The sequence below is a fragment of the Alteromonas sp. BMJM2 genome (genome assembly GCF_027257845.1).
In the GTDB taxonomy this organism is placed as follows: Bacteria; Pseudomonadota; Gammaproteobacteria; order Enterobacterales; family Alteromonadaceae; genus Alteromonas.
Genome location: NZ_JAPVOT010000022.1, coordinates 23,866 through 48,073 on the forward strand (window position 1 = coordinate 23,866; position 24,208 = coordinate 48,073).

The window sequence follows — 24,208 nt, forward strand, 5'->3', positions numbered from 1 at the left end:
TAGAAGTATTAACAGGCAAAGATATTAATAGACAGTAACGTTGATAGGCAAAGAAACAGCGGAGATACCGATATTATGAGCAACGACCTACTATTTCCCATTTTACCGCGCAACACGAAAATTGTGATTGAAGAAGACAAGCGTGTAAAAAAAGTGGAAAAATCAAAAAAATCTGAGTACCTCTCTGAAGAGGATAGCGACCAGTTTGATGAAGTAAATCGTGCCGATGCATTAGAGTACGCAACCAAGCACAGACACGAAACTAATAAAAAAAGCGTTAACGATAATAACGAAGGCGGGTTAAAGCATATCGACGTGGACGTTTGATTTGCGACAAACCTATCACATGTTTGCCACATAGTTACCGCTTTTCTTACGTTAATAATGCCTGTGATTATTCGGCCGCCACGCCCTCGACCCCAATCATGTCAATGCGAACATCAATGCTTATATAAATTAACTCGCTGACAACGGCAAAAGCTTAGTTAAGAATAACGCCAGCTAGTTAAGTTTTTTATCTACCCAAAACTTCGTTCCTTTAACAGTCGCTTGCAATGCCAATCCGCTTTCAGTCATGGTGTAAACAGTAACATCACCTAAATACCCTTCGCCTTCGGCAGATACACCCTTGTTTCCAGCCTTAGCTGCTGCGTCGGCATTTGTGCCTACCGTCCAGCCGTTTTCAATAAAGTACGACATCGCTTTTTGCGAGTGAAACACCATGACCACTCGGTAGTCTTTAGCGCCTAAACCCAAGCCTACGCCTCCTTCAGCCATGTTCATATAGGTTTTATTACCCGTTGCATTGTTGTTTACCACGCCGTAACCCGTTCCTGCGGCAAAAAAGATAACGTTCACATTAGCATTAGTAAAAACCGCATATCCCGCAGCAGTTTGTAACTGTGAGCGCGTGTCGGGCTTTTCGCTGTAAAGACGAGTTAATACATTTTGCTGCATGTCCAATATAGCCTGTCTTTTTTCAGCAACACTTCCGTCTCCCATTGAGGCACAAGCGCCAAGCATAAAAATTGTGGCGAAAACCCATGCGTAAGAAGCTAACTGTTTGAATTTCATATTTTTCTCCATAACGTATTCGTCTTGTTTATTACTAGGTGAAAACGGGAAATGTCTTCAGCTTATTGGTGAACAGCACTATTAAAACCATTTTTTATTTATCTACATGTGCTCTATGCATTTACTTTGCCAGCTAATAGCTTGTCGAAATTCATGTGCACTGTGCTTTCGAGTTCAATGAATAGAATTAGTTGCACTATTTGAGAATAAACGCTGCCAGAGTGTCACGGCTGATATAGTTAAATAGGGGAGAGCTTAACGGGCATGTTGCATTAATGGCTTACAGTTATCGACAGATTTTACCGCCCCATGAAGCAAAAAACGCAGCAGCGTCAACCGCTGCGCTTATCGATGGCTATTGGCTGCGTTATTCCATGGGAAGCATTGGCAACGGCAACTTCGAAGAGCCGGTAGTGAGAATTAAGCAATACGTAAGAGACACTATCAACCTCTTTGCTGTCTGAAGGCCTAATCGGTAAACCATCGGCAATAAAAAAGAACCGTAACGGTTCTCTATAATTCGATTTCCAGCTCTAGTGCGCCTGGGTGATCGGTCTGCCCAACCATTTCTTCATAGGGTGTATTTTGTCTTAGCCACACGTGCTCAAAAGATTGTGCGTCGAAATGCTCCCTAATCTCATTCAAACAATGAAATGTCTTTGGTTGCGAACTCTTGTCTCTTACAAGTGCACGGGATGCTCCAACACCGGTAGATGCAAGATAATTACCGCCTTCAAGTGATTCAATGTACAAGTTCATAGCTGAATTTCTCCTTAACGTTACTTAATGTTTAGTCGAAATATTTGAAAAGTGATCATTAATTATGATTCATTTATATAAACCGACACGCCGCCGTGGCTAAATCTGTCAGCAGCTACCACCATTTATTGCTGCATCTCAGTAGGCCTGCCGATGTCAGGTGTGTAGAGAGTTGGTCTTTATCTGATTCGTTTAAAAAACTGCCAACCTCACATTCACATAAGTCGTCTTTTAAAATAATTCGGGGTAACCGGCCAAAACGGGTGTCCTCAATAAAATAGAGATAGGACGCGGTTTTGTTCAACATCCAGCGATTATCTTGGGAGGTAGTAATTTCGATAGTCGCTGGGGTAATGGTGATATCTTCCCATCGATAGGTTGCGCGGGAGGTAATATACATAACACAAATAAGCGTAAATACTTCAGCGCCAGCAAAAGGAAGGATTACCCATGCACCCGCTACAGCCCAAGCGGTTGCTATTGAGCTAATAAACAGCGCAAAGGCTAGCATAAGAAACTTTGTCTGCTTCCACGTGGCAGACCTATTCGGCGTTATATGAATAACGGTGTCGTTATTTTCTGTTGATACTACTATCATGTCGCTGCGTTAACGATACGGCCGTGAAAACAAACATGAAGCCTTATACGTATCGATTTAAGCATTTAGATTGAAATTTGTTCAGTTGTAGGTAGCAACTCGAACGCTCAGTTAATTCGTTGTAGGAAAAAGAGACTTGTCATATTCCCATTTATTACTGCTATTTTCTCGTAAGGGTGCGTGGTTTTTTGCTGTTATTTCAGCATGGTTTCTTATTCTTTTTTCCCAAAATAATGTGGGGGTTTTGTTGCACGAATATGGCTTTTTCACCTTTGTCGGCGTAGTGGGGGCTATATTTGCCAATGCTACAGGCGCTGGTGGAGGCGTGGTATTTGTTCCCTTTTTTGCGTATCTCTCCTTTACTCCTGAAAGTATTATTGCAACAAGTTTTGCCATACAATGTTGTGGTATGACGGCAGGAGCCATTACCTGGGCTCGCTTTTTTTGCTCTCAACGCCAAACAGACCAACATAAAACAGACAGCCAGTGGGGCGCACTGCCAAGTGCTCTTTTATTAACCGTTATACCTTCTCTTTGTGGTGTTCTGTTTTCGCAATACACCACACATGGCTCAGCGCTTCTACTCAATGTATTAGGTGGACCTGAAAACCTACACACGGTATTCGGCGTGTTTTCCGTTATATTGGCCATTGCCATTATAGGGTCAATTCCGCTGATGAAGCGCCAAGTGTTTAGCAACGCGTTAGCCGCAAAGGATATTATTTTGCTTCCCACCATCGCCTTTTTGGGTGGGTGTATTACCGCTTGGCTATCTATCGGTGTGGGTGAGCTTATCGCGGTTTATCTTATTATTCGCGGCTTTAACGTCACTATGTCTATCGCAGTGGCGGTTATTTTATCAGCATTTACAGTATGGTCAGCAGTACCCTTTCATGTACTTGTTAGTCATGCCATAGTATACGACGTTGTTATATTCGCTGGCGCAGGCGCTATTTTAGGAGGCGTTGTCGCTAAATACCTTGTACTGGCTTTTTCTACTCAATCACTAAAGCTATTTTTTGGGTTATGGGTATTTCTACTAGGCGTAACCAGCCTACCTATTTTTTAGCGTTTTTTTATATGTCGCTTTAAATTTAGTAAAGATAAGCGACTGACCCTTTAAGGGAGTTAGTCTATGCAATTTGACGTAACACCTCGCTCTCTATATCGCGTAAAACAGCCGGACTGGTCTTCCCATGCGGTTATCTATCAAGTTAATACTCGGCAATTTAGCGCCAAGGGTACCTTTGAAGGAGTCACCGAAAGACTCGAGAATATTAAAGAGCTAGGCGCGGATATTATATGGTTGATGCCAATTCATCCTATCGGAAAAGAAAATAGAAAGGGGCAGCTCGGCAGCCCCTATGCGGTTCGAGATTATCTTAATGTCAACGCCGAATTTGGCAATAAGGACAGTTTTAAACACCTAGTATCTCAAGCTCATAAGCTCAACCTTAAAGTCATTCTAGACTGGGTACCTAATCACAGTGCATGGGACAACGCTCTTGTCGACTCCCACCCACACTGGTATGCAAAAGATCACAAAGGCGACTTTCGCCCATCGCCCTGGTGGGATTGGTCTGACATTATTGAGTTTGATTATTCCCAGCCTGGCCTGAGGGAATACATGATTTCTGCAATGCGCTATTGGGTGGAAGCGTTTGATGTTGATGGGTTTCGTTGTGATGTTGCAGGTTACGTCCCCAACGATTTTTGGGAGCAAGCTCGCCACGCTCTCGACGCCATTAAGCCTGTATTTTTGCTTGCTGAGTGGGAAAACAGAGATTTACACGAGAACGCTTTTAATATGACTTATGCGTGGAGTTGGAATGAAACCCTTCACGAATTAGCCAAGGGGCGCTGCAGTTTAGACAGACTCAGAAAATACTACTCATGGAATGAGAGAGCATGGCCGCATAGCGCCTATCGCATGACGTTTGTGAGCAATCACGATAAAAACGCGTGGGACGGCACGCAGCGTGAGCAGTTTGGTGACGCGCTCGAGGCGTGCATTGCGCTTTCAGTTATAGGCGAGGGGATGCCACTTATCCACAACGGACAAGAAGCCGGAGAGACCAAACGTCTGGCTTTTTTCGAGCGAGATCCCATTGAGTGGCAAGCACATCCTATTGGCGAACTGTACCGAGAGCTCATCGCCCTTAAAAAATCGAAGCCATTTTTGGGCAATGGCGAGTTTGGAGCACGTATGATCCAAGTGCCTAACTCATCAATGGCTCAGGTATTCAGTTTTGTAAGACGAGAAGAACGCGAGGGCGGCAAAGTCTTTGTGGTGATGAACTTTTCTGATTTGCCCGTTACGGTGACATTTGAAGAATCGTTGCATCTAGGTACGCTGCAACATTGGAAGCGCAATCAGAAAACGACGTTTTCTTCTGATACCTCGCGCACGTTAAAGCCCTGGGGCTTCGAAATCTGGCACAAATAACAGGGTAATTGTTTATTTTTACATGCGTTGTTCGATAGGTTTTCAACGCTGTTTTTGGCATAATGCGGGCCTAACAATGCAATGTATTTGAAACGTCTCAAAAATGCCCACTATTAAAAATGTATTTTCATCTGATGGCCTGCTGGCAAAAACCATAAAAGGGTTTGTGCCAAGAGAGGCGCAAACCGATATGGCCAACGCGGTAAAGCACGCTATCGATACAACGGGCAGTTTGGTTGTTGAGGCCGGTACCGGAACGGGCAAAACCTTTGCTTATCTTGCGCCGGTGTTAATCAGCAGTGGTAAAGCCATTATTTCCACCGGAACGAAAAATCTGCAAGAGCAGCTTTTTCATCGCGACTTGCCGCTGGTAAAAAAAGCATTAAGCAGCAAACGTAAAACGGCATTACTAAAAGGGCGGTCGAACTATTTGTGTTTGCATCGATTATCTCAGCATGGCGGTAACTCCACCTTGGTAGAAAAAGAGGTGTTAGGGCAGCTTTCTGAAGTGAAACGCTGGTCAAGCACTACCAAAAGCGGTGATATGGGAGAGTTGAAAACCCTTCCAGAAGATGCGCGAGTGCTTCCAATGGTGACATCTACCGTAGACAACTGTTTAGGCCGAGAGTGTCCAGACTACGAAGACTGTTACCTAGTTAAAGCCCGCCGTAAAGCCCTTGATGCCGATATTATTGTGGTAAATCATCACCTGTTCTTCGCCGATATGGCGCTAAAAGACACAGGGTTTGGCGAGCTTATTCCCGAAGCCGATGCCATTATTTTTGATGAGGCCCACCAAATCCCCGATATTGCCAGCGACTACTTTGGTGAGTCGTTGTCTACGAGGCAAATTCAAGATATTGCCAAAGATATTACCTTACTGTTTAGAACAGTACTCAAAGATGCCGGGCAGCTAGATAAAGCCGCTGATAAATGCCGCATGATTGCGTCTGATTTACGTCTGCTTTTTCCTCATGATCCTGAGCGGGGAAATTGGGCACTCGCACTCGATCGCGACGACGTTCGCCTACAGGTAGGTAAGCTTGCCGAAGCACTAGGTGTGCTTTATGAAGTGTGTAAACTGCATTTGGGCCGCGATAAAGACTTAGACAATATGTACGAGCGTATTGTTGCATTAAGAGAGCAACTTGACGCATTGAGTGATAACAAGCAACAAAACGTAAGCTTGTGGTATGAAACCACACCACGCCACATTGTTATGCACTTAACGCCATTGTCTATTGCCGCAAAATTCAGACGCTTTGTTGAGTCGCCGCCGCGAGGCTGGGTGTTTACGTCGGCCACGTTGATGGTCAATGGTGGTTTCGAGCACTTTCAGCGTCGAATGGGGTTGGAAGATTCAGAAACCCTTGGTTTAGACAGCCCCTTCAACTACCCAGAGCAGGCCATGCTGTGTGTGCCGCGCTACTTGCCCGAGCCAAGCAGCTACGCAATGCGCGAAACTCTGCTGCAAACGGCGAAGCGCTTAATTAAAGCCAGTCGCGGGCGTTGTTTCTTGTTGTTTACCAGCCACGCGATGCTAAGAGAAATAGCAAAGAAATTAGAAGATGAAATAGATAATCCGCTGCTTGTCCAGGGAACTACCACAAAACAAGCATTGTTGGATGCGTATTTAGCCGATGAGAAAGCCGTGCTCATGGGTACAGGTGCATTTTGGGAGGGCGTTGATGTTAGAGGTAACGACCTCGTCTGCGTGATGATAGATAAGCTCCCGTTTGCTTCACCGGATGATCCTTTGCTTCAAGCTAGAATGGAAGATGTGAAAAAACGCGGCGCAAACCCTTTTGGCGTTATTCAAATTCCTCAAGCAGTTATCACCTTAAAGCAAGGGGCCGGACGCCTTATTCGCGACCCTACCGATAAAGGGGTGTTGGTCATTTGCGATAATCGCTTAGTGACTAAACCTTACGCAAAAACGTTTATCGGCAGCTTGCCTGACATGAAGCGCACGCGAAGCCTAGATGATGTAGAGGCATTTCTTGCCGGCATCGATGATGAAAAATAATAGAGAGTTGTAATGAATATTTTAGCTATTGATACAGCAACAGAAGCATGCTCAGTCGCCCTAGAAGTCGATAATACGCTATTTAGCCATTTTGAAGTATGCCCGCAGCAGCATAGCCAGCGTCTGTTACCCATGATTGACGGGGTACTAAAGGAAGCCGGCGTTGAACTAGCTTCTCTCGAACTATTGGCGTTTGGTCGCGGCCCCGGTAGCTTTACGGGAGTGAGAATCGCGACCGGTATGATTCAGGGGCTAGCACTTGGCACAGGGTTACCCGTGGCAGGTGTAAGCACGCTAAAGGCAATGGCTGTAGAAGCTGCACAGAAGAGCACCGGCCAATTTGTAGCCGTTGCGTCAGACGCACGTATGGGTGAAGTCTATTTCTGTGTATACAAACAGTCGGATGATGGGTTAGAGATAATCGTTCCTGAACAAGTGTGTCCGCCCACAGAAGCAGTCAATTACCTCAGTGAATTGGGCGAGGCGCTCAACAATAATGTAATTGTTGCTGGCACTGGCTGGGCGGCCTATGAGGAGCTTCAGCAGTGGTTGAACATGCAAGGTGCTGCAGAATCATCAGCAAGCGCAGTAGCAACCGCTGCCATAAACCCAGCCGTGACATTACCAAACGCTGCATTCATGCTTGAAGACGCCAAAGAAGCTGTTCGTGCAAACACAACCACAAGCGCCGCAGAAGTGAAACCGGTTTACCTAAGAGATAAAGTGACGTGGAAAAAGCTTCCTGGTCGAGAATAAGGGGTATCTTATACTGGGAATGAAAATTGCAGTCGCTAGAGCGTTATGAGAATTACAGAGCGTTATGAAAACTATAGTGCGTTATGAATATTAATACTAATTTTGGCATAGCATCTTCTGACGCCGCTCAAGGCCGGGTCTCGAAAATTTCGAAAGACCCTCAACAGGAGAGCAAAGGGCAAAGTGAATCGTCTCAAGTAAAGGCGATTGTTGTTGCACCCGACGAACAGGGCGCGAGTAATGCAAAGGCCTACCAAGATTTTATAAAAGAAGACAGCAATGCCTATTCTCAGCAGGCCATTGCGTCTTATCAGAGTTTTGAAAAACAGCAGCAGCGTGAGTCGATACAAGACATGTTTGGTGTTGATATCTACGCGTAGAGGGGAACCCGTCCTTTGCCAACTAGCCCATTACTACCTGCTTAGTCGCTCCCATCCCTTGTTTAGTATTGTTGCAGCTAATTCGGAGGAGTGCTTACTATCATAAGAGCTTACCAACAGCCTGAAATTATCCGGTGGTAATACATTGAGTGTCAGGTGGCTGAAATTCCGAAGCTTTTACAGAGTTTGTTTTAGAATCTTTATCATTTTGTAACAGAACTCTAGTGGTTCTGTGAACGTATCAATGCTAACTTAGTCATAGTTATTAAGCCCTCAAATGCTCGAATAAAAAGCAAGACGAAGGCTGTTTACATAATTTTCTACTTCAGTGGTAACGCCGGGGTTAATCGTCAAATGATGTACAAAGGAGCGCGCTTATGTTTCGATATCTACTTTTATTGACCGTGTTCATGTTTGCAGGATGTGCCATGGTGCCAGATACCCTAGAGGTTCCTGAAGGCACCGCATTAGTTTCCTATTCCAGTGCCGTTACCTCTGGCGCAAGTGTACAAGGACAAAAAGCGCGCTGGGGCGGTATTGTTGTTGGAGTCGAGAACAAGCCAAACAAAACGTTTATCGAACTTGCGCATTTTCCGCTTAATCATTACGGAAAACCACGCAGTAATGGTGAAACATCTGGACGTTTTAAAGTGCAGATAGATGGATTTGTTGATCCTATTGTGTTTGAAGAGGGCCGAACGGCTACGTTCTTGGGCACACTTATCGCACCTACCACGGGGATGGTAGGTGAACAGCCTTATATCTACCCCACAATCGCGGCAGACGACTATCATATGTGGCGAGATAGGGAAGTGTATGACGTTAATACCTTCTTTTTTAACTACCATAGCGGGTGGTACTCTCCGTTCTACGGCTTGCGAGGTCCTTGGGGATGGGGTGGTGGCCCATGGTTGAGAGGGGGCTTCATCGGCGGTCCTTGGATGTTCCCTCAAATGAATCACATGAGAGTTATCCGTTACAGCAATGCACCAAGGCGGGCTCGGATCACCAATATGAACGGCGCTGGCCCGACGAGAAGTAACAATAGGTCATCTAGGTCGAGCGGTGGACAAAAAGGCCCAGTGATAACCAACCCCAAAGTGCAGCAGCATTAGTAGTAAGAGGCGGCAAAGTGATGCCGCCTCTTTTGTTTTTAAGTGAGTTTAAACTCAGGATGTGGCAAAAATTTGCCGTTGGTGGTGATGAATCTATGATTGAATTTGAAGCAATGGCAGGTTCTCTTAAATTAGCAGGGTTAGATAATCAGGGAAGTGGTCAAGTAGTTATTGCTCTTCACGGTTATTTGGATAACGCTGAAAGTTTGCGAGTGCTTGCGCCCTATTTGTCATTCTGTCGCTATATCGCTATTGACCTTGCAGGGCATGGGCGTTCTTCTCATCGCCCTTTAGGTGCGCACTATAATCAGACTGACTACTTACAAGATTTGCACGCACTTATTGAGAGTGAAGGCTGGAATAATGTTATCCTTATAGGGCACTCTCTTGGTGGTATCCTCGTCACTATGTATGCCGCGTTATTCCCCGAAAAGGTGAAAGCCGTCGTCAGTATAGATGCTTGCGGCCCGCTTACTGAAAGCGAAGAAACGACACAGCAGCAGATGCGTAATGCGTTAATGAGCAGGCAGGGTAAATCAAGCAACCACCGCCGCACGGTTAACCTTGATGATACGGTGAAAGCGCGGTGCAAAATATCTGATATGAACGCCAGTCATGCGCGGCAAATACTCATGCGAAACATGATTACAGAGGCAGATGGCAATACCTATTGGTGTAGCGACCCTAAGCTTCGGACAAAATCCATACTTAGACTTACAGAAAAACAAGCACAAACGTTAATGGAATCGGTGGCATGTCCTATACTCTTTATCGGCGCATCGGCGAGTTTTAAAAATTTGCCTCATGTTTTCGAGCAACGAGCACACTGGTTTGAATCTGCGCAATATGAACAATTTGTAGGCGGCCATCACATTCACATGGAAAATAGTGAGGATGTAGGGCGTCTTATTTGTGAATTTGTTGAGCAAATGTAAATTGTAGCGTTTATTTTTTTTTACACTTCCTATACTATTCGCAGGTTATCAGACCAGTTGTATGGGCGCGGGTTCTAACGGGCTCAATTATTAGTATAAGAATAAAGTGAAGGAGGTTTTGGTGGAAAAAACCTGGCTTAAACATTACGACCCTCGTGTATCCGCAGAAATTGATGCCGATCGCTACGACTCTGTCGTCGACATTTTTGAACAATCGGTAAAAAAGTTTAAAGATAAAGAAGCCTTTATTAATATGGGGCATTCAATGACGTTTGGTGAGCTTGATACGTTATCAGCTCAGTATGCGGCTTATCTACAGGCAAGCGGACTAAAGCGCGGTGATGCCGTTGCGATAATGATGCCAAACCTTCTGCAATATCCTGTCGCCATGTTTGGTATTTTGCGCGCCGGTATGGTCGTTGTTAATGTTAACCCGTTGTACACGGCCAGAGAGCTTAAACATCAGCTTAACGACGCTAATGTAAAAGCCATTGTCATTGTTGAAAACTTTGCCTGTACCCTAGAGGCAGTTATTGGCGATACTCAAGTCAAAGAAGTCTTCCTTACTGCACTCGGTGATATGCTTCCAGCGCCAAAACGCTGGGTAGTGAACGCGGTAGTGAAATACGTGAAGAAAATGGTGCCATCGTTTAATCTATCTGCAACTACGTCGTTTATGTCGGCGGTCAAAAAAGGGCAGTCTTTAGAATATAAGCGTCCAACGATAGAAAACTCAGACATTGCCTTCTTGCAATACACCGGCGGTACAACCGGCGTATCTAAAGGGGCAATGCTGACCCATAGAAATATGGTCGCCAATTTAGAGCAAGTGTCAGGAATACTTGAAACCGTAATTGAAGAAGGTAAAGACTTTGTCGTAACGGCACTGCCGCTTTATCATATCTTCGCATTACTGGCGAACTGCTTGATGTTTGTGAAGTACGGCTGTCGCAACCTACTTATCACTAACCCACGAGATATGCCTGCCTTTGTCAGTGAATTGGGGAAATATCCGTTTACTATATTGCCCGGCGTAAATACGTTATTTAACGGCTTACTTAACACCCCAGGGTTTGATGAACTCGATTTCTCCAACTTTAAGTTCGGACTTGGCGGCGGAATGGCGGTTCAGCGTCCAGTGGCTGAGAAATGGGAAAAAGTAACAGGCACGGTACTTTTAGAGGGCTACGGTCTCACTGAATGTTCGCCAGTTGTTGCGGTAAACCCGCCTCAGATAGAGGCGTATAAAGGGGCAATCGGTATGCCGGTTCCTTCTACCGACATCAAACTATTAGATGACGATGGAAACCCGGTAGAAAAAGGCGAACCAGGCGAGATGTGGGTAAAAGGCCCGCAAGTCATGAAGGGATATTTAAACCGCCCTGAAGCGACCGACGATATTTTGAAAGATGGATGGCTTGCCACGGGTGACATTGCCACGGTAGACGATGAAGGTTACTTCTATATTGTTGACCGCAAAAAGGATATGATCTTAGTTTCAGGCTTCAATGTGTTCCCAAATGAAATTGAAGAAGTTGCTGCTATGCACGAAAATATCGTCGAAGCGGCTGCGGTGGGTGTACCTCACGAAGTCAGCGGTGAGGTTGTTAAGTTATTCGTAGTACGCAACAACGACTCGTTGACAGAAAAAGACGTCATCGCTCACTGCCGTAATGAACTAACGGGCTATAAAGTGCCTAAACATGTTGTCTTTAAAGATGACTTGCCAAAAACCAATGTAGGTAAAATACTGCGTCGGGAGCTTAGAGACTAATTTCTTTAACTAGTTTTTAAAGCCGGCGTGAGCCGGCTTTTTTATTTAATGTGCGAAATAATGCAATATCAATTAATTACAACAAACGAACAGTTAGACAATGTATGCGCTTTGGCGCAACAACAAAGTGCTGTGGCCCTTGATACAGAGTTTGTGCGAACACGAACACTTACACCTCACCTTGGGCTTATACAGCTTTACGATGGACATCAACTCGTTCTTATCGACCCTATTGCCATAGACAATATGCAGCCGTTTATCGATTTGCTGGAAAATAAGTCTCTCGTTAAGGTACTGCACTCATGTTCTGAAGACTTAGAAACGTTTCTTGTTGCTTTTAATACTATCCCCGAGCCTGTTTTCGACACGCAGTTTGCAGCAAGCCTATTAGATATGGGGCCAAGTTTAGGGTATGCCCGTCTTGTAGAGATGGTTTGCAATGTGAGCCTTGATAAAGGTGAATCTCGAACCGATTGGATTGCCCGTCCACTGCGTGAGTCGCAGCTAAGTTACGCTGCTAACGACGTGCTGTATCTGCTGCCTTGCTATGAGGATTTGGTAGACAAGATAAAAAGCGCTGGTATTGAGAACTGGGTTTACCAAGAGATAGCCTTGCTAGCTGCGAAAAAGCGGGCGCAAATGCCAGCAGATTTTGCCTACCTCACTATTAAAAATAATTGGCGATTGAACAGCGAACAACTTACGGTACTTCAGGTGCTAGCGTCGTGGCGTTTAACCACGGCAAGAAAAAAAGATCTCGCGTTAAACTTTGTCTTTAAAGAAGGGCATTTGTTCGAGGCGGCACAGCGCCTTTTATCGAGTAAATCAGACTTATCGAAAATTAACGATTTAAATCACCAGGCAATACGTCGATATGGCGATACCATAATTGATTTAATCGCCGAGGCTCGAGAACGGTTCGCTCAAACTCCGGATAAACTGCGACTACCGCAAGTACTGCGCTTGATGGATATTCCTAAGTACAAGAAAACACTTGCCGATCTCAAAGTTATCAGCGAAGAGATTGCTAAAGAAAATGGCGTGAATAACGAAGTAATGTCATCGAAAAAGCAGCTGAATCAATTATTAAAGTGGTATTGGTTTGATGTAGATGAAACCCGTATCCTAGGATTAAAACCTGACGTGTTATCCACATGGCGTGGGCCACTCTTTATGCCAAAAGTGATTGAACTACTTGGCGACTTACCTAAAAATTCGCCCCAACCTTAAAAGAGGGCACGGAAATAAAGGGTTAGCGACAAGGGCCTAGACATACAGCTTCAGAAATACCGCTTAAGAAAAAAAGGCTCAGAGAGAAAAGCACTGAAACATCGCTTCAGTATTGATGAATATAAACCAGAAATAGAAAACGAGAAATAGTATGTTATGTGCGGTTTATAAAACCAGAAAAAAACAGGGTATGTATTTGTACGTGCCGAAAAAAGACGTGTTCGATGATGTGCCAGAACCTCTTATGCAGCGCTTTGGTAAGCCTGAGTTAGTAACACTGCTAGCACTAGACAAACGTGAAAAGATAGCGGGCATCGACAAGCAAAAGCTCACAGATGAATTAAATAGCAACGGTTTTTACCTACAAATGCCTCCGAAAGAGGACGATCTTCTGTCTACTCATCGAGTTTCTCTTGGCCTATCTTCTTCACCGGACAAAAAGTTTTAGTATGCGTTTAACTATGTTGTTAGCAATGCTGGTGGCAAGTATTGCTGTGTCTTCATCTCAAGCCAGCGACAATGAATTTAATGATTACCTAAAAACGCTGAAAAGCGAAGCGATAGAAAAAGGTTATGACGTTCAGTTTATTGATAGCGCTTTTAGCGATATCACATTTCGACCTACTGCCGTCAAAACAGATAAAAATCAGCCGGAAAAGAAAATCACCTTAGACGATTACATTGAATCGCGAGTACCTGATTGGAAAGCTGAGCAGGCAGTACAGAAATACCTTTCTAATAAAGCGTTACTGGACGAAATTGGCCGCAAATATGGTGTTCAACCGCGATTTATCGTGGCGCTATGGGGCAACGAGTCAAACTTTGGAAAAATACAGGGTTCGTATAGCGTACTGTCGGCATTAGCCTCTCTGGCGTATGAAGGGCGTAGGGAAGCACTATTCAAAAAGAATTTCTTTGCTGCGCTTACTATTTTAAGTGAAAAGCACGCACAGGTGGATAATTTTAAAGGCTCTTGGGCCGGAGCGATGGGGCAGACCCAATTTATGCCAGTATCGTTTCTCACCTATGCTGAAGACTACGACGGCGATGGTAAAAAAGACATCTGGGGCACAAAAGCCGATGTATTTGCCTCGATTGCCAATTATCTGGCTTCAGAGGGCTGGGATGGCACGGGGACATGGGGCCGCCAAGTAAGACTCACTAAGCCAGTAACGGTATCGGGCTTAGCTAAAGGAAACATGAGGCCGCTTTCGTTTTGGCAAAACCAAGGCGTAAGACGGTTTGACGGTAGCGACCTTCCCAATGTGGATATTAAAGCGTCGTTAATTATGCCTGACGGTGAAAACGGCAGGATTTATCTTGTCTATAATAATTTTCACACCCTGATGAAATGGAATCGTTCGACCTATTTTGGCGTTTCCGTTGGGTATTTGTCTGAGCGTATAAAGAGAGGGTACTGATGTCTTATCAACACAAAAGCGTAGCTGAGCAGCCTATTTCTCTTCCAGTCAATAAAGTCGTGTGTATTGGTAGGAACTATTTAGACCATATTCAAGAAATGAACTCAGTGGTGTCTGAAGATCCTTTGCTTTTCATGAAGCCGAAGTCGGCTATGTGTGATATGACAATGCCACTTGCGATACCCGCTGATAAAGGTGCCTGCCACAATGAGCTAGAAGTTGCGGTGCTGTTAAAAAATAGCCTCAAAAATGCCAGTGAGTCTGACGTTGCCGACGCTATTTGGGGTATCGGTTTAGGGCTAGATTTAACGCTACGGGATGTGCAGGCATCGCTTAAAAAGCAGGGGCAGCCCTGGGAACGTGCAAAGGCATTTGATAACAGCGCACCGCTTTCCTCTTTTGTCCCATTGTCAGAGTTTGATAATCTCGACGACCTGCGTTTTACCCTTAAAATTAACGGCGAGGTGAGACAGCAAGGCCATACTGCGTTGATGCTGCATAAGATTATTCCTCTTATTGCGCACATGTCCACCGTATTTTCTCTCGACGCCGGCGATGTTATCCTCACAGGTACGCCAAAGGGCGTTGGCCCGCTTACTAATGGCGATACAGTCGAAGTATCGCTAGACGCTTTCTTTTCGCTTCAAACTAAGGTTATTGTGTAATGCCCGCATCGTCAGCGCCATTTTGGGAAACCAAGTCATTAGAAGAAATGAACCAAACCGAGTGGGAATCACTGTGCGATGGTTGTGGTAAGTGCTGTTTACACAAGTTTATCGATGATGAAAGTGTAGAAGAACACAGCCCCACCGATTTTATTAATGCAAACGAACAGATACATTACACCAACATTGTATGCTCTTATCTAAACACAAAAAAATGTGAATGCACTGAGTATCAAAACAGAACGGTGCTAGTGCCCGATTGCGTCAAACTGACGAAAGAAAACCTGAAAGACATCTTTTTTATGCCAACAAGCTGTACCTACAGAAGGTTACATGAGGGCAGGGGGATGCCGTCGTGGCACCCATTGCTTAACAAAGGTAAAAAGCATGTCATGCATGCTAAAGGGATGTCTGTTCGCAATAAAACCATATTCGAAACTGATGTAGATTTAAATGAATTTGAAAACTACATTGCCATTTGGCCGTTGGAAGACTTAGATTAGATCCCAAGTGAATAGGTTACCCTATTCATTAACAAGCGCATAAAGTAGGGCGTCTCTGCCAAAAACGCGTTTACGGCAAAGCCCTTCTTTCATAGCCCCTATGCGTTCTGCTACTCGCAAACTGGCTTTATTGTTTGGCTCTACAAAGCATTCCAATCTATTTAAGTTCATTTGGGAAAAGGCGAGCTTTTTCAGTGCTTCACAGATTGCTGTAGCAAGGCCTCTGCCACAGGCGTCTGGTCGCAACCAATAACCAAGGTTTGCACTAAGATGAGTATGATGTATGTGGTTAATAATACCCATGCCTAAGCATCGCTCTTCATGCACAAGTAAATAGGTTAAGCCATAGCCACTCTCTCTCGCCTTTTCCATGCTCTCTATACACTGTTTAGATAAAGCCGGAGTGACGGGGCAGGTCGATGCCCCAAACCACGGCTTTACATGATGAATAGACTGTTGCCCGGCTTCACACAGCATGTCGCAATGCTTGCGAGCAATACGCTGTATGGAGACGGGGCCTTGCTCAGTATGAATCGGCGGAAGGCGAGATGGGAGTATAGATAAATCCATCAAAAGGGCTTTTTATCCAATAGTCTGCATGCAAATACGACGACAAACGCAATGGCATAGGTAGCGAAGATGATTTGCATCCATTCTGCCATACCCATAGACAGAAATTGCCACGTGTTTTCTAGGCAGTCACCCTCAGCAGCGAACACTGCAGGGATCCACTCATGAAGCTGTAGCCAAGATGGAAAGTTAGGCACAATCTCACAGCTTGCAAAAAATGGATTAGACGCGTTAAGAAGTTCTACATGCTCAGTAGCCAGTAAATAGCCCCATCCCGCAGATACTGCCCAGCCAGCAAAACCGAGCATTCGGGTAAACCCATTATTACTAATGACTACTATTAACGCTGAAAACACGATGCCATACATCGCCGTTCGCTGGTAAATACACATGATGCAGGGCTTCAATCCCATGGCGTACTGAAAATAAAGTGCTGCAATCTCAAGTGCCAGTGACGAGGCAAAAAGCACAAGCCATGATGACTTGTGCTCTGCCCACTGACTAATTCCGTGGATAACGCTTCGCATTACTTAGTGTCCCACCGCTTCAGTGCCAACTGCGGTGGCTGAATGGTGCTCAATCAAGTGCATGTCATAAAGCCATGCGGTGGCGTCGGCTAAACCAATATAGGTTGCTAACAAACCAACAATGGTCAGTACGACGGTATACGGCAGTGCCATCATCACCATCTTGCCGTACGACAAGCGCAGTAAAGGCGCTATGGCTGAGGTCAGTAAGAACAAGAATGCAGCTTGGCCGTTAGGTGTCGCCACACTCGGTAAATTCGTACCCGTGTTAATGGCTACTGCAAGCATGTCGTACTGATCTCGTGTAATCTGCCCAGCTTCTAAGGCTGCGGTCACTTCGGTAATGTATACCGAGCCTACAAACACATTGTCGCTGACCATAGAAAGCACACCATTTGCCAAGTAGAACATGACCATTTGAGTTTCACCTTCAAAGGACAGCACCCAATGAATAACTGGCTGGAAAAGCCCTTGGTCGATAATAACGGCAACAACACCAAAGAAAACAGCGAGCAGTGCAGTGAATGGCAGCGCCTCTTCAAAGGCTTTGCCTAAGGCATGTTCTTCAATAACGCCGCTCATAGAGGTGGCTAGCACAATAACAGAAAGACCAATCAGCCCAACGGACGCCATATGCGTTGCTAGACCAACAATTAACCAGACACCGATTAGCGCTTGAACCAGCAACTTCGCTTTTTCTCGCTTACTGCGTCCTTCATCCATGTGCATATTGTAATCGACAAGAATTTGTCTTACCGCAGAAGGGAGTTCAGCGCCGTACGAAAATAGCTTCGTCTTTTCCACAATAATGGTGGTTAGTAAACCAAACACAAAAACCGGTAACGACACGGGTGCCATACGAATAAAGAACTCGACAAAATTCCATCCGGCTTTGTCGGCAATAATCAGGTTTTGAGGTTCGCCTACCATGGTCATTACGCCGCCAAGCGCCGTGCCGACCGCAGAGTGCATCATGAGGTTGCGCAAAAACGCACGAAAGTCTTCTAAATCGTTACTACCAATATCGTGTACACCATCGTCACTGGTATGGTCATGGTCAGAGTGAAACTCTTTGCCCGAAGCGACTTTGTGGTAAATAGAGTAAAAACCTAAGCCAACACTGATGATTACTGCAACTACAGTAAGAGCGTCGAGGAATGCTGATAAAAACGCAGACGCAAAAATAAATGAAAGGGAAAGAATGAGCTTGTTTTGAACCTTAATAACCAGTTTGGTAAATAGGTACATAAGCAGGTCTTTCATAAAGTATATGCCAGCGACCATAAAGACCAGCAATAGCAACACTTCTAAATTAACCTCTATTTCATGCATCATATGCCCAGGGGTGGTCATTCCGATAAACATGGCTTCTATAAGCAGTAATCCGCCAGGCTGAAGGGGATAGCATTTAAGTGCCATGGCAAGGGTGAAAATAAACTGAATGACCAGTGACCAGCCAGCTATATATGGGTCCACCATAAATATAAACGGGTTGGCAATGAGAAAGGCAATAATCGTTTTTTTGTACCAATCGGGCGCATGTCCCAGGAAGTTCTTATAGATCGCCGAGATCATTGAGGTTTGCATGAGTTCCTGTTCCTTTTACAACAAAGCACGCATTTGTGCGCATCTTTACACTGTATAATTGCGATTTATCGCGTTACAAATCTGTCGATGAGCAGTCGCACTCATCGTAAAAACAGTTTTACCGCAGTTATTATAGTCGGGATTTAAGCGTACATGATATTAACGTGTTGAGAAAGCAATTCACGGGCATCTGGTGACGAAAGATACTGAAAAACTGCGATTTTTTTTTGATAATTACCAATCTTTTAAAAATGCAAAGAAATGTGAGCATTTTGTGAACAAAAAATATATTCACAAGACAGCTTTGAGAGCAAAATTAAAAAGGAATCGCGTCTAGCTAGCATTGTTGAGGTATATTTCATTGTGTAAATATGCAACCATCTGGTACAATCAGTTGTTAAATTTTATGATCTTATGTAACCGTGCAGGCGATTAGTTATGATATATAAGGCGCAGAGTCCCGCTGGATTCGCCGAAGAATACATTGTGGAATCAATTTGGAGCGGCCGCTTTCCGCCAGGTACTATTTTACCGGCAGAAAGAGAGTTATCTGAGCTAATTGGTGTTACCCGAACTACGCTACGAGAAGTGCTTCAACGACTCGCTAGAGATGGATGGTTAACTATTCAGCATGGCAAACCAACCAAAGTGAATAACTTTTGGGAAACGTGCGGTTTAAACATTCTAGAAACCCTTGCTCGACTCGATCAAGAAGGCATTCCTGAGCTAGTTGATAATCTGCTCGCAGCACGCACAAACTTAAGTGCAGTATTTATTAGAGGTGCTATTCGTCACAACGCGCAAGCATCTGCAGATATTATTGCGCGATACAAAGACGTAGAGCAAGAGGGCCTTGCCTTTGCGCAGTTCGATTATCAGATGACTCACGACTTAGCCCTTGCATCTAATAATAATGTATTCGTGCTAATGATGAACGGGTTTCGCGGTTTGTATTCGCGTATAGGCGGGTATTTCTTTGCCCACCAAGACGCTCGCGACATCGCCATGAAGTATTATGCAGATTTGCTTGAAGTTGCAGAGAGTGGCGACCACGACCGCGTGCCAAATGTAGTAAGAAACTACGGCATAGAAAGTGGAAAAATGTGGCAGGAAATACGAAACGATATGCCAAAAGACTTAGTTGACTAGCTAGCTATTCTTATTGGGTTTTACGTGTTCGATAAAACGCCTTTCGGTAAAATTACTCTGTGCAGGGAAACCTTGCCCAATAAGAGTATTTTCACCGAAGGGCGTTTTTTTTACGTTAATTTTGTTTTTAGTATGCGGTTTCTAATTGTAAAGCGTAGAGTTTAGTCATGGTGTTTAGTCACACCCCAATTAAGCACTCATAGGAGCTCAAAATGACTACTAAAGATACTATCAAAGGCAAAATTAATGACGCTGAAGAAATGGCGCGTAAAATTTGGTTAGCAGGTCTTGGCGCTTATGGAAAAAGCGTTGATGAAGCGCAAGGCCGTTACGACAAGCTAAGTGAAGAAGCGAACAAAATGTTTGATGAGCTTGTGTCAAAAGGCGAAACCTTAGAAGACGATGCACGCAGTAAATTTAAATCAACAACCAATGAAGTTGAACACCGCGTTGCTGATGTTCGTAAAAAGCTGGGGTTAGATGCAGAGCCAGCAGATCAACGTATCGACGAGCTATCTGCAAAAATTGATGCGTTAACTGAAGCGGTTGCTAAGTTAGCTGCAAATAAATAACACCCGTTGTGCTGCAGTAACCTGTTAGTGCAGCAACCATAAGGTTAAAGATAGGTGGTGTAGTGGGAAAAGCCTAATGGCAAATAAAAGCTACGCCATCTTTATCTCCTTCAAAAGGAGGCGTCATGAGTAACAATTCTACACAGTCAAAACAGACCGTTGTGGTTAGCGCCGAAGTAAAAGCGCCGACTACATCGCAAGGCTCCATCACGACATCATTAAAGTCTTCGCCTATTTTTGGTTGGTTTTATGCTGGGGCAGAAATGCTTACTGCCGAGTTGGACCAAGTAGCAGGCTTAGTGAGCAAGCAAATTGATAAGACCAGCGAAACATTGCAAGAGATGCAGTCGAAGGGCATTGAAGTTGAGGCTGATTTAAGACGCTCGTTGAGCCCTTTTGTATTTCTTGATGCGGCTCAGAATTTAGTGAAATCTTCATCAGTGTATTCGGTGCTTTCTGGCGGACAAAAGCAGCAGCGCAAAGCGCAGCAAATAGATGAGCTTTCCGCCAAGGTAGATGCGTTAGTAGAGCAAGTGGCACTCCTTGCGGCTAAGGAGGCAGCTAAAGAAGCGGTAAAGCAGGCTGAGAAAAAAGCGACGCCTAAAAGAGCGCCTGCTAAAACAGCACCTAAAGCAGCTTCCAAAGCAGCTGCCAAAGCCTCAACAACAAAAACTGCAGGCCCTGCGGCTTCAAAAGCAAGCCAAGGCAAAACTACTGCGTCGGCTACCGTAAAAGCGACTGCAACTAAACCATCAGCCAAAACGACTGCATCGAAAACGACTGCGCCTAAAACATCGGCTAAGGCGACTGCGCCTAAAACATCGGCTAAGGCGACTGCGTCTAAAACATCAGCTAAGGCAACTGCGTCTAAACCTGTAGCAAAGACGAAAGAGTCAGAAGCAGAGGTTGCGACTCCTGATAAAGCCGCGAGCGCAACCATATCGGTGAGCACCACCGATAAGAAAAACGACTGAGCGAGTTTTTAGCGTAGCCATAGCAAGCCAATTATTACTCACTTTAGCGAGCGGTTGAATCAAACAAAAAAGCAAACCTTTCGGTTTGCTTTTTTTTGCCTATATTTTTATCTAGGGCATGAGACCATTAATCGCAACATTACTCATAAGATATAATCTTACGTATTTTTTGCCCAAATGTTTTGGTGCTTTTTAAAGCCAAAAAAGTCGTGAGGCTCCCAGAAACTTGGCACTAAATCATCTAATGATTCTTGTGAGAAGTTACTCGATAACTGGCTCATTATTTCACTGAGTCTTGCTTCGCCTAACCGCATTAGTTTTTTTCTATTGGCAGGAAAGTATAGGTTTCTACTCTTTTCTATCACTTCTTGAGCGCCGCTGGTCACAAAGTTTTGATTTCGCGTCACTACTTTACAAATTGGCTCGGCGGGTTTAGCTGGATTGAGCCCCGTTACGATGGCGTATTCAAACTGGTTTTTTTCCTCGCCTCTTTCATTTCTCGGAATAAAGGCAACACCAAAACCTTGTGGGAAATACCCGACTAGATTCATAAAATCTTGCGCCAAATGTTTGTTCAAACTCCCTTTTTTCGCCAGTTGCTCTATAAGCAAGTAGCCTTTCGGCAAATCTAGGCGGGTATAATCTGCCTTGGTAGATAGCACAATAGACACATAAATCTGTGGTATTTTTACTAGCTCTCCTAGCCCAGTTTTTGATAAGAAGGCGTCTTTTACCAGTTGCTGAAGAAATTCAGATGCCTCAGTGTGGGCTTTAATAAAGCGGTCTCTTTCTTCTCTAATATTTCCAGTGTATTTTGGAATGCCCAAACCGTCAGATAAATACTTCATAGAAAAGTGATAGTTAATTTTTAACAAGTTTTTGCGCTGCTCTGCATCAAGCAATCTAAACTCGTCTAAATGGCCATCTTTACCTTTCAAAATGGTCAGTGCCGCAGGGCTTTGCAAACCAATATCTTGAAGTAGAGCTGCGGCGATTAGCGGCACACCCAGCTCCGTTTTCCACTTGTCTTTCCAATATTGATCGTTTCGAAAGCGCGAAACCGCTTCACGGTATTTCGACAAATAAGAATGGGCTATCGTATCGTGGTCTAACAAGCGATCAGCCAGCCTTAGTGTAAGAACGGCTTTGTATATGGGCTTATAGCGTTGGTGTACTGTTGCGAAGTTACCCTCGGCACCGCGGGTAAGTAGCATTAATGTTCCTAGAAACTTGGCACTTAGCTGCTGAGTCTCGGCCCAGGTTTCTCCCTCGCATAACTTAATTACTTTTGCGCAAACCGCTTCCAGTCTCTCTAGGCGAGCGAGTCTTTCTTCTTCAAGCTTTTCATTATTATTTTTAATCTGTCTCGCAAGTTGACTAGCAAGCACCTCCTTATTTTTATTATCTTTTATTTTGACAAGCTGTTCTTTTAAATCGGTGGTGTGCTGTTCTAATGTTGTGGTTAGCGTGAAGTAGTGTCGCGCATCCTCAAAAATAGAGCCGAACCCGGTCTCCTTCGGATACACTAAAGAAAGCAATTGTTTGACCTGTTGCGTGTAAATATTGTCGGGGTTTTGGCTTTGTGAACTCACCGTGATCCTTTAAATTGTTCTCGCATTAGCCAACGACAAGTTGCCACAACATACTCGCGTTATGGCGTGTGATGTGCAAGATGTCGAAGCTCCACCGCTTCTCGTTTCTTTAATTGCGCTAAATGATAACGCAGTTTCTCGCTTATTTTGGTATTTCTTTCTATTACATGGAGTTGCGGCCAAGACGCTTGCTCTCCGCTAGTCATTAGTTCATCCATGCTTTCTAGCGTTGGATTAGCCAATACCTTTGAAATATTGCTCAATTGACGCTTCGGCAAAATATTAATATCGCCGACATATTGCTGATCAATTATCGACCTTACTTTGTGAATAGCAAGTTTAGCACTCTTATTGCCCACCATTTTTTCAATCATATCAATAGCGAATACGCTGTTTGATTTCGCCAGCTGACCGATGTGACGAGTTGTCATGTCCCACAGAGAATGTGCATCAATTCTTCTGGATGAGATAAAAGGAACTGCTAGTGGGTTGGTTTGGCTCACAATGCTGTGATTAACCCCATAAAGCCTGGCCAATCGTTTAAACGGTAAATCGGCCATTAACGAGCCATCTGCAAACCGACGATTTGGAATGTAGGGTACAATCTCGCCCGATGGTGTTTTCGCTTTTAGCTGCACGGGGCTAAATACGATAGGCACCGCACACGACGCTCTTACGGCTTGGCTGATAATAGCATTGGGCGATGTTTTTGCATTCAGTAAGCGAGAGTGCTGATGTAAATCCGCCGGCGACACCGTAATAGTAACGTGTCGGCCCGTTTTCTTAAACGCTTCTTCAAACGTCGTTAAGTCGAATAACTCAATCAGTGCATTTTCCAGCATGGAGCTATCAAACAAGCTGCCTTTATTAACCCCTGCGAAAGTACGCCAGTGCTTAAACATTTCGTAAATTCGCTTTGAATCTAAGGATTCTTCAAGTTCATCGTGGGTTCGGGTGGCGAGCATAGCGCCAATAATGGAACCTGCAGAGGCACCAGATATAACGGTGGGTAACAGTCGTCTTTGATTTAACGACTTTACAACGCCTGCGTGAAAGAAACCAAGCCCTGCACCGCCAGACAGCATAAGGCAGCTGCGCCCGAAAGCGTGGGCAGTTTCTTCAAAAAACGAGAGCTTTTCATAAAAGTCCACGTCGTCTTCATTGGCATTCACAATCTGCTCAAGCGTTAAAAAAACCTCATCAATAAATTGTTCAATGAGCTTTTTTGTACCTATTTTGCAGTGAGCTTGTAAGGCTGGATTAGCAATATTGCCCAAGTTTCCATGCAGTCCCTCATGCAATATGGACATTAGAGCATGGATATCGCCTCTTCCTCTTGCAATTTGAAGGCGTTGCACCCGTTTTTGAATAAGTTTGTAGTCGTAGTCTTCACTCTCATCCTTTGCTTTCCAGTCGTCAGCGCCAGACATTGCATCGTGAGCCAGACAAGCAGCTTCATATTCGTCGTAGTTACTTGCGTGTTTAATATCACGTTCAAGCTTTTTTAACGGTAAATCGAATGCTGTCATGGCAACCACCTTATTTATTCCAAAGA

26 protein-coding genes are annotated in these 24,208 nt (G+C 44.6%); 18 read left to right on the forward strand and 8 right to left on the reverse strand.

All coding sequences use genetic code 11. The features are described 5' to 3' along the window. The first annotated feature begins 75 nt into the window (after nucleotides 1–75). A complete protein-coding gene (locus O9X84_RS16960; protein ID WP_269520863.1) occupies nucleotides 76–327 on the forward strand; it encodes a hypothetical protein in 252 nt (83 codons plus the stop codon). Nucleotides 328–501: 174 nt separating this feature from the next. On the opposite strand, the gene O9X84_RS16965 is transcribed toward O9X84_RS16960, so the two are convergent. Next, the gene (locus tag O9X84_RS16965; protein ID WP_269520864.1) at nucleotides 502–1,074 is read right to left on the reverse strand and encodes a YSC84-related protein; all 573 of its coding nucleotides are present in this window, start codon (nucleotides 1,072–1,074) and stop codon (nucleotides 502–504) included. 275 nt (nucleotides 1,075–1,349) lie between these two features. Between O9X84_RS16965 and O9X84_RS16970 the strand changes: the two genes are divergently transcribed. Next, nucleotides 1,350–1,538: a hypothetical protein gene (locus O9X84_RS16970; protein WP_269520865.1), complete on the forward strand. Its 189-nt coding sequence runs from the start codon at nucleotides 1,350–1,352 to the stop codon at nucleotides 1,536–1,538. Between the two features lie 49 nt (nucleotides 1,539–1,587). Here the strand turns inward: O9X84_RS16970 and O9X84_RS16975 are convergent, their stop codons facing one another. Beyond that, nucleotides 1,588–1,833 carry a DUF6482 family protein gene (locus O9X84_RS16975; protein ID WP_269520866.1) on the reverse strand — a complete coding sequence of 82 codons (246 nt, stop codon included), beginning with the start codon at nucleotides 1,831–1,833 and terminating at the stop codon, nucleotides 1,588–1,590. A 115-nt stretch (nucleotides 1,834–1,948) separates the two neighbouring features. Then, nucleotides 1,949–2,431 (reverse strand): DUF2244 domain-containing protein, encoded by a 483-nt coding sequence (locus O9X84_RS16980; RefSeq protein WP_269520867.1) that lies wholly within the window; start codon nucleotides 2,429–2,431, stop codon nucleotides 1,949–1,951. A gap of 157 nt (nucleotides 2,432–2,588) precedes the next feature. On the opposite strand from O9X84_RS16980, the gene O9X84_RS16985 reads away from it, so the two are divergent. The 13 genes from O9X84_RS16985 (at nucleotide 2,589) to O9X84_RS17045 (ending at nucleotide 15,682) form a co-directional block, all read left to right on the forward strand. Beyond that, a complete protein-coding gene (locus tag O9X84_RS16985; RefSeq protein WP_442864555.1) occupies nucleotides 2,589–3,500 on the forward strand; it encodes a sulfite exporter TauE/SafE family protein in 912 nt (303 codons plus the stop codon). Between the two features lie 66 nt (nucleotides 3,501–3,566). Continuing rightward, nucleotides 3,567–4,877, forward strand: a complete 1,311-nt coding sequence (locus tag O9X84_RS16990; protein ID WP_269520869.1) for an alpha-amylase family glycosyl hydrolase — start codon at nucleotides 3,567–3,569, stop codon at nucleotides 4,875–4,877. A 103-nt stretch (nucleotides 4,878–4,980) separates the two neighbouring features. Further along, entirely contained in the window at nucleotides 4,981–6,903 is a 1,923-nt protein-coding gene (locus tag O9X84_RS16995) for an ATP-dependent DNA helicase (RefSeq protein ID WP_269520870.1), read from the forward strand. A 12-nt stretch (nucleotides 6,904–6,915) separates the two neighbouring features. Next, the gene (gene tsaB, locus O9X84_RS17000; protein ID WP_269520871.1) at nucleotides 6,916–7,659 is read left to right on the forward strand and encodes a tRNA (adenosine(37)-N6)-threonylcarbamoyltransferase complex dimerization subunit type 1 TsaB; all 744 of its coding nucleotides are present in this window, start codon (nucleotides 6,916–6,918) and stop codon (nucleotides 7,657–7,659) included. Between the two features lie 83 nt (nucleotides 7,660–7,742). Next, nucleotides 7,743–8,039: a hypothetical protein gene (locus tag O9X84_RS17005; protein ID WP_269520872.1), complete on the forward strand. Its 297-nt coding sequence runs from the start codon at nucleotides 7,743–7,745 to the stop codon at nucleotides 8,037–8,039. A 377-nt stretch (nucleotides 8,040–8,416) separates the two neighbouring features. Beyond that, complete coding sequence (locus O9X84_RS17010) at nucleotides 8,417–9,154, forward strand: Slp family lipoprotein (RefSeq protein WP_269520873.1); 738 nt, start codon at nucleotides 8,417–8,419, stop codon at nucleotides 9,152–9,154. A 20-nt stretch (nucleotides 9,155–9,174) separates the two neighbouring features. Then, nucleotides 9,175–10,089 (forward strand): alpha/beta hydrolase, encoded by a 915-nt coding sequence (locus O9X84_RS17015; protein WP_269520898.1) that lies wholly within the window; start codon nucleotides 9,175–9,177, stop codon nucleotides 10,087–10,089. A gap of 121 nt (nucleotides 10,090–10,210) precedes the next feature. Continuing rightward, nucleotides 10,211–11,863: a long-chain-fatty-acid--CoA ligase FadD gene (fadD, locus tag O9X84_RS17020; RefSeq protein ID WP_269520874.1), complete on the forward strand. Its 1,653-nt coding sequence runs from the start codon at nucleotides 10,211–10,213 to the stop codon at nucleotides 11,861–11,863. A gap of 60 nt (nucleotides 11,864–11,923) precedes the next feature. Further along, the gene (gene rnd, locus O9X84_RS17025; RefSeq protein ID WP_269520875.1) at nucleotides 11,924–13,093 is read left to right on the forward strand and encodes a ribonuclease D; all 1,170 of its coding nucleotides are present in this window, start codon (nucleotides 11,924–11,926) and stop codon (nucleotides 13,091–13,093) included. Nucleotides 13,094–13,244: 151 nt separating this feature from the next. Then, complete coding sequence (locus O9X84_RS17030) at nucleotides 13,245–13,541, forward strand: YcgL domain-containing protein (protein WP_269520876.1); 297 nt, start codon at nucleotides 13,245–13,247, stop codon at nucleotides 13,539–13,541. Nucleotide 13,542: 1 nt separating this feature from the next. After that, a complete protein-coding gene (locus O9X84_RS17035) occupies nucleotides 13,543–14,514 on the forward strand; it encodes a lytic murein transglycosylase (RefSeq protein WP_442864553.1) in 972 nt (323 codons plus the stop codon). Next, the gene (locus O9X84_RS17040) at nucleotides 14,514–15,179 is read left to right on the forward strand and encodes a fumarylacetoacetate hydrolase family protein (RefSeq protein WP_269520877.1); all 666 of its coding nucleotides are present in this window, start codon (nucleotides 14,514–14,516) and stop codon (nucleotides 15,177–15,179) included. The genes O9X84_RS17035 and O9X84_RS17040 overlap by 1 nt, the downstream gene beginning before the upstream one ends. Beyond that, nucleotides 15,179–15,682: a YcgN family cysteine cluster protein gene (locus O9X84_RS17045; RefSeq protein WP_269520878.1), complete on the forward strand. Its 504-nt coding sequence runs from the start codon at nucleotides 15,179–15,181 to the stop codon at nucleotides 15,680–15,682. The genes O9X84_RS17040 and O9X84_RS17045 overlap by 1 nt, the downstream gene beginning before the upstream one ends. 21 nt (nucleotides 15,683–15,703) lie before the next feature. Here O9X84_RS17045 and O9X84_RS17050 read toward each other — a convergent pair whose 3' ends face one another. From O9X84_RS17050 to nhaB, 3 genes are read right to left on the reverse strand one after another with little or no spacing between them, the layout of a single operon-like run. Next, the gene (locus tag O9X84_RS17050) at nucleotides 15,704–16,255 is read right to left on the reverse strand and encodes a GNAT family N-acetyltransferase (RefSeq protein ID WP_332108338.1); all 552 of its coding nucleotides are present in this window, start codon (nucleotides 16,253–16,255) and stop codon (nucleotides 15,704–15,706) included. Beyond that, the gene (dsbB, locus tag O9X84_RS17055; protein ID WP_269520880.1) at nucleotides 16,252–16,779 is read right to left on the reverse strand and encodes a disulfide bond formation protein DsbB; all 528 of its coding nucleotides are present in this window, start codon (nucleotides 16,777–16,779) and stop codon (nucleotides 16,252–16,254) included. Before dsbB ends, O9X84_RS17050 begins: the two co-directional genes overlap by 4 nt. 3 nt (nucleotides 16,780–16,782) lie before the next feature. Next, nucleotides 16,783–18,366 carry a sodium/proton antiporter NhaB gene (gene nhaB, locus O9X84_RS17060; RefSeq protein WP_269520881.1) on the reverse strand — a complete coding sequence of 528 codons (1,584 nt, stop codon included), beginning with the start codon at nucleotides 18,364–18,366 and terminating at the stop codon, nucleotides 16,783–16,785. 438 nt (nucleotides 18,367–18,804) lie between these two features. Between nhaB and fadR the strand changes: the two genes are divergently transcribed. From fadR to O9X84_RS17075, 3 genes are all read left to right on the forward strand, one after another. Next, on the forward strand, nucleotides 18,805–19,515 hold the full coding sequence (fadR, locus tag O9X84_RS17065) for a fatty acid metabolism transcriptional regulator FadR (RefSeq protein ID WP_269520882.1): 711 nt from the start codon (nucleotides 18,805–18,807) through the stop codon (nucleotides 19,513–19,515). 212 nt (nucleotides 19,516–19,727) lie between these two features. Beyond that, nucleotides 19,728–20,087, forward strand: a complete 360-nt coding sequence (locus O9X84_RS17070) for a phasin-related domain-containing protein (protein ID WP_269520883.1) — start codon at nucleotides 19,728–19,730, stop codon at nucleotides 20,085–20,087. 125 nt (nucleotides 20,088–20,212) lie between these two features. Further along, entirely contained in the window at nucleotides 20,213–21,061 is an 849-nt protein-coding gene (locus O9X84_RS17075; RefSeq protein ID WP_269520884.1) for a hypothetical protein, read from the forward strand. 158 nt (nucleotides 21,062–21,219) lie between these two features. Here O9X84_RS17075 and O9X84_RS17080 read toward each other — a convergent pair whose 3' ends face one another. Together O9X84_RS17080 and O9X84_RS17085 are read right to left on the reverse strand one after the other, a co-directional pair. Continuing rightward, nucleotides 21,220–22,653, reverse strand: a complete 1,434-nt coding sequence (locus O9X84_RS17080; protein WP_269520885.1) for a hypothetical protein — start codon at nucleotides 22,651–22,653, stop codon at nucleotides 21,220–21,222. Nucleotides 22,654–22,712: 59 nt separating this feature from the next. Continuing rightward, on the reverse strand, nucleotides 22,713–24,182 hold the full coding sequence (locus O9X84_RS17085; RefSeq protein ID WP_269520886.1) for a DUF3336 domain-containing protein: 1,470 nt from the start codon (nucleotides 24,180–24,182) through the stop codon (nucleotides 22,713–22,715). Nucleotides 24,183–24,208 lie beyond the last annotated feature (26 nt).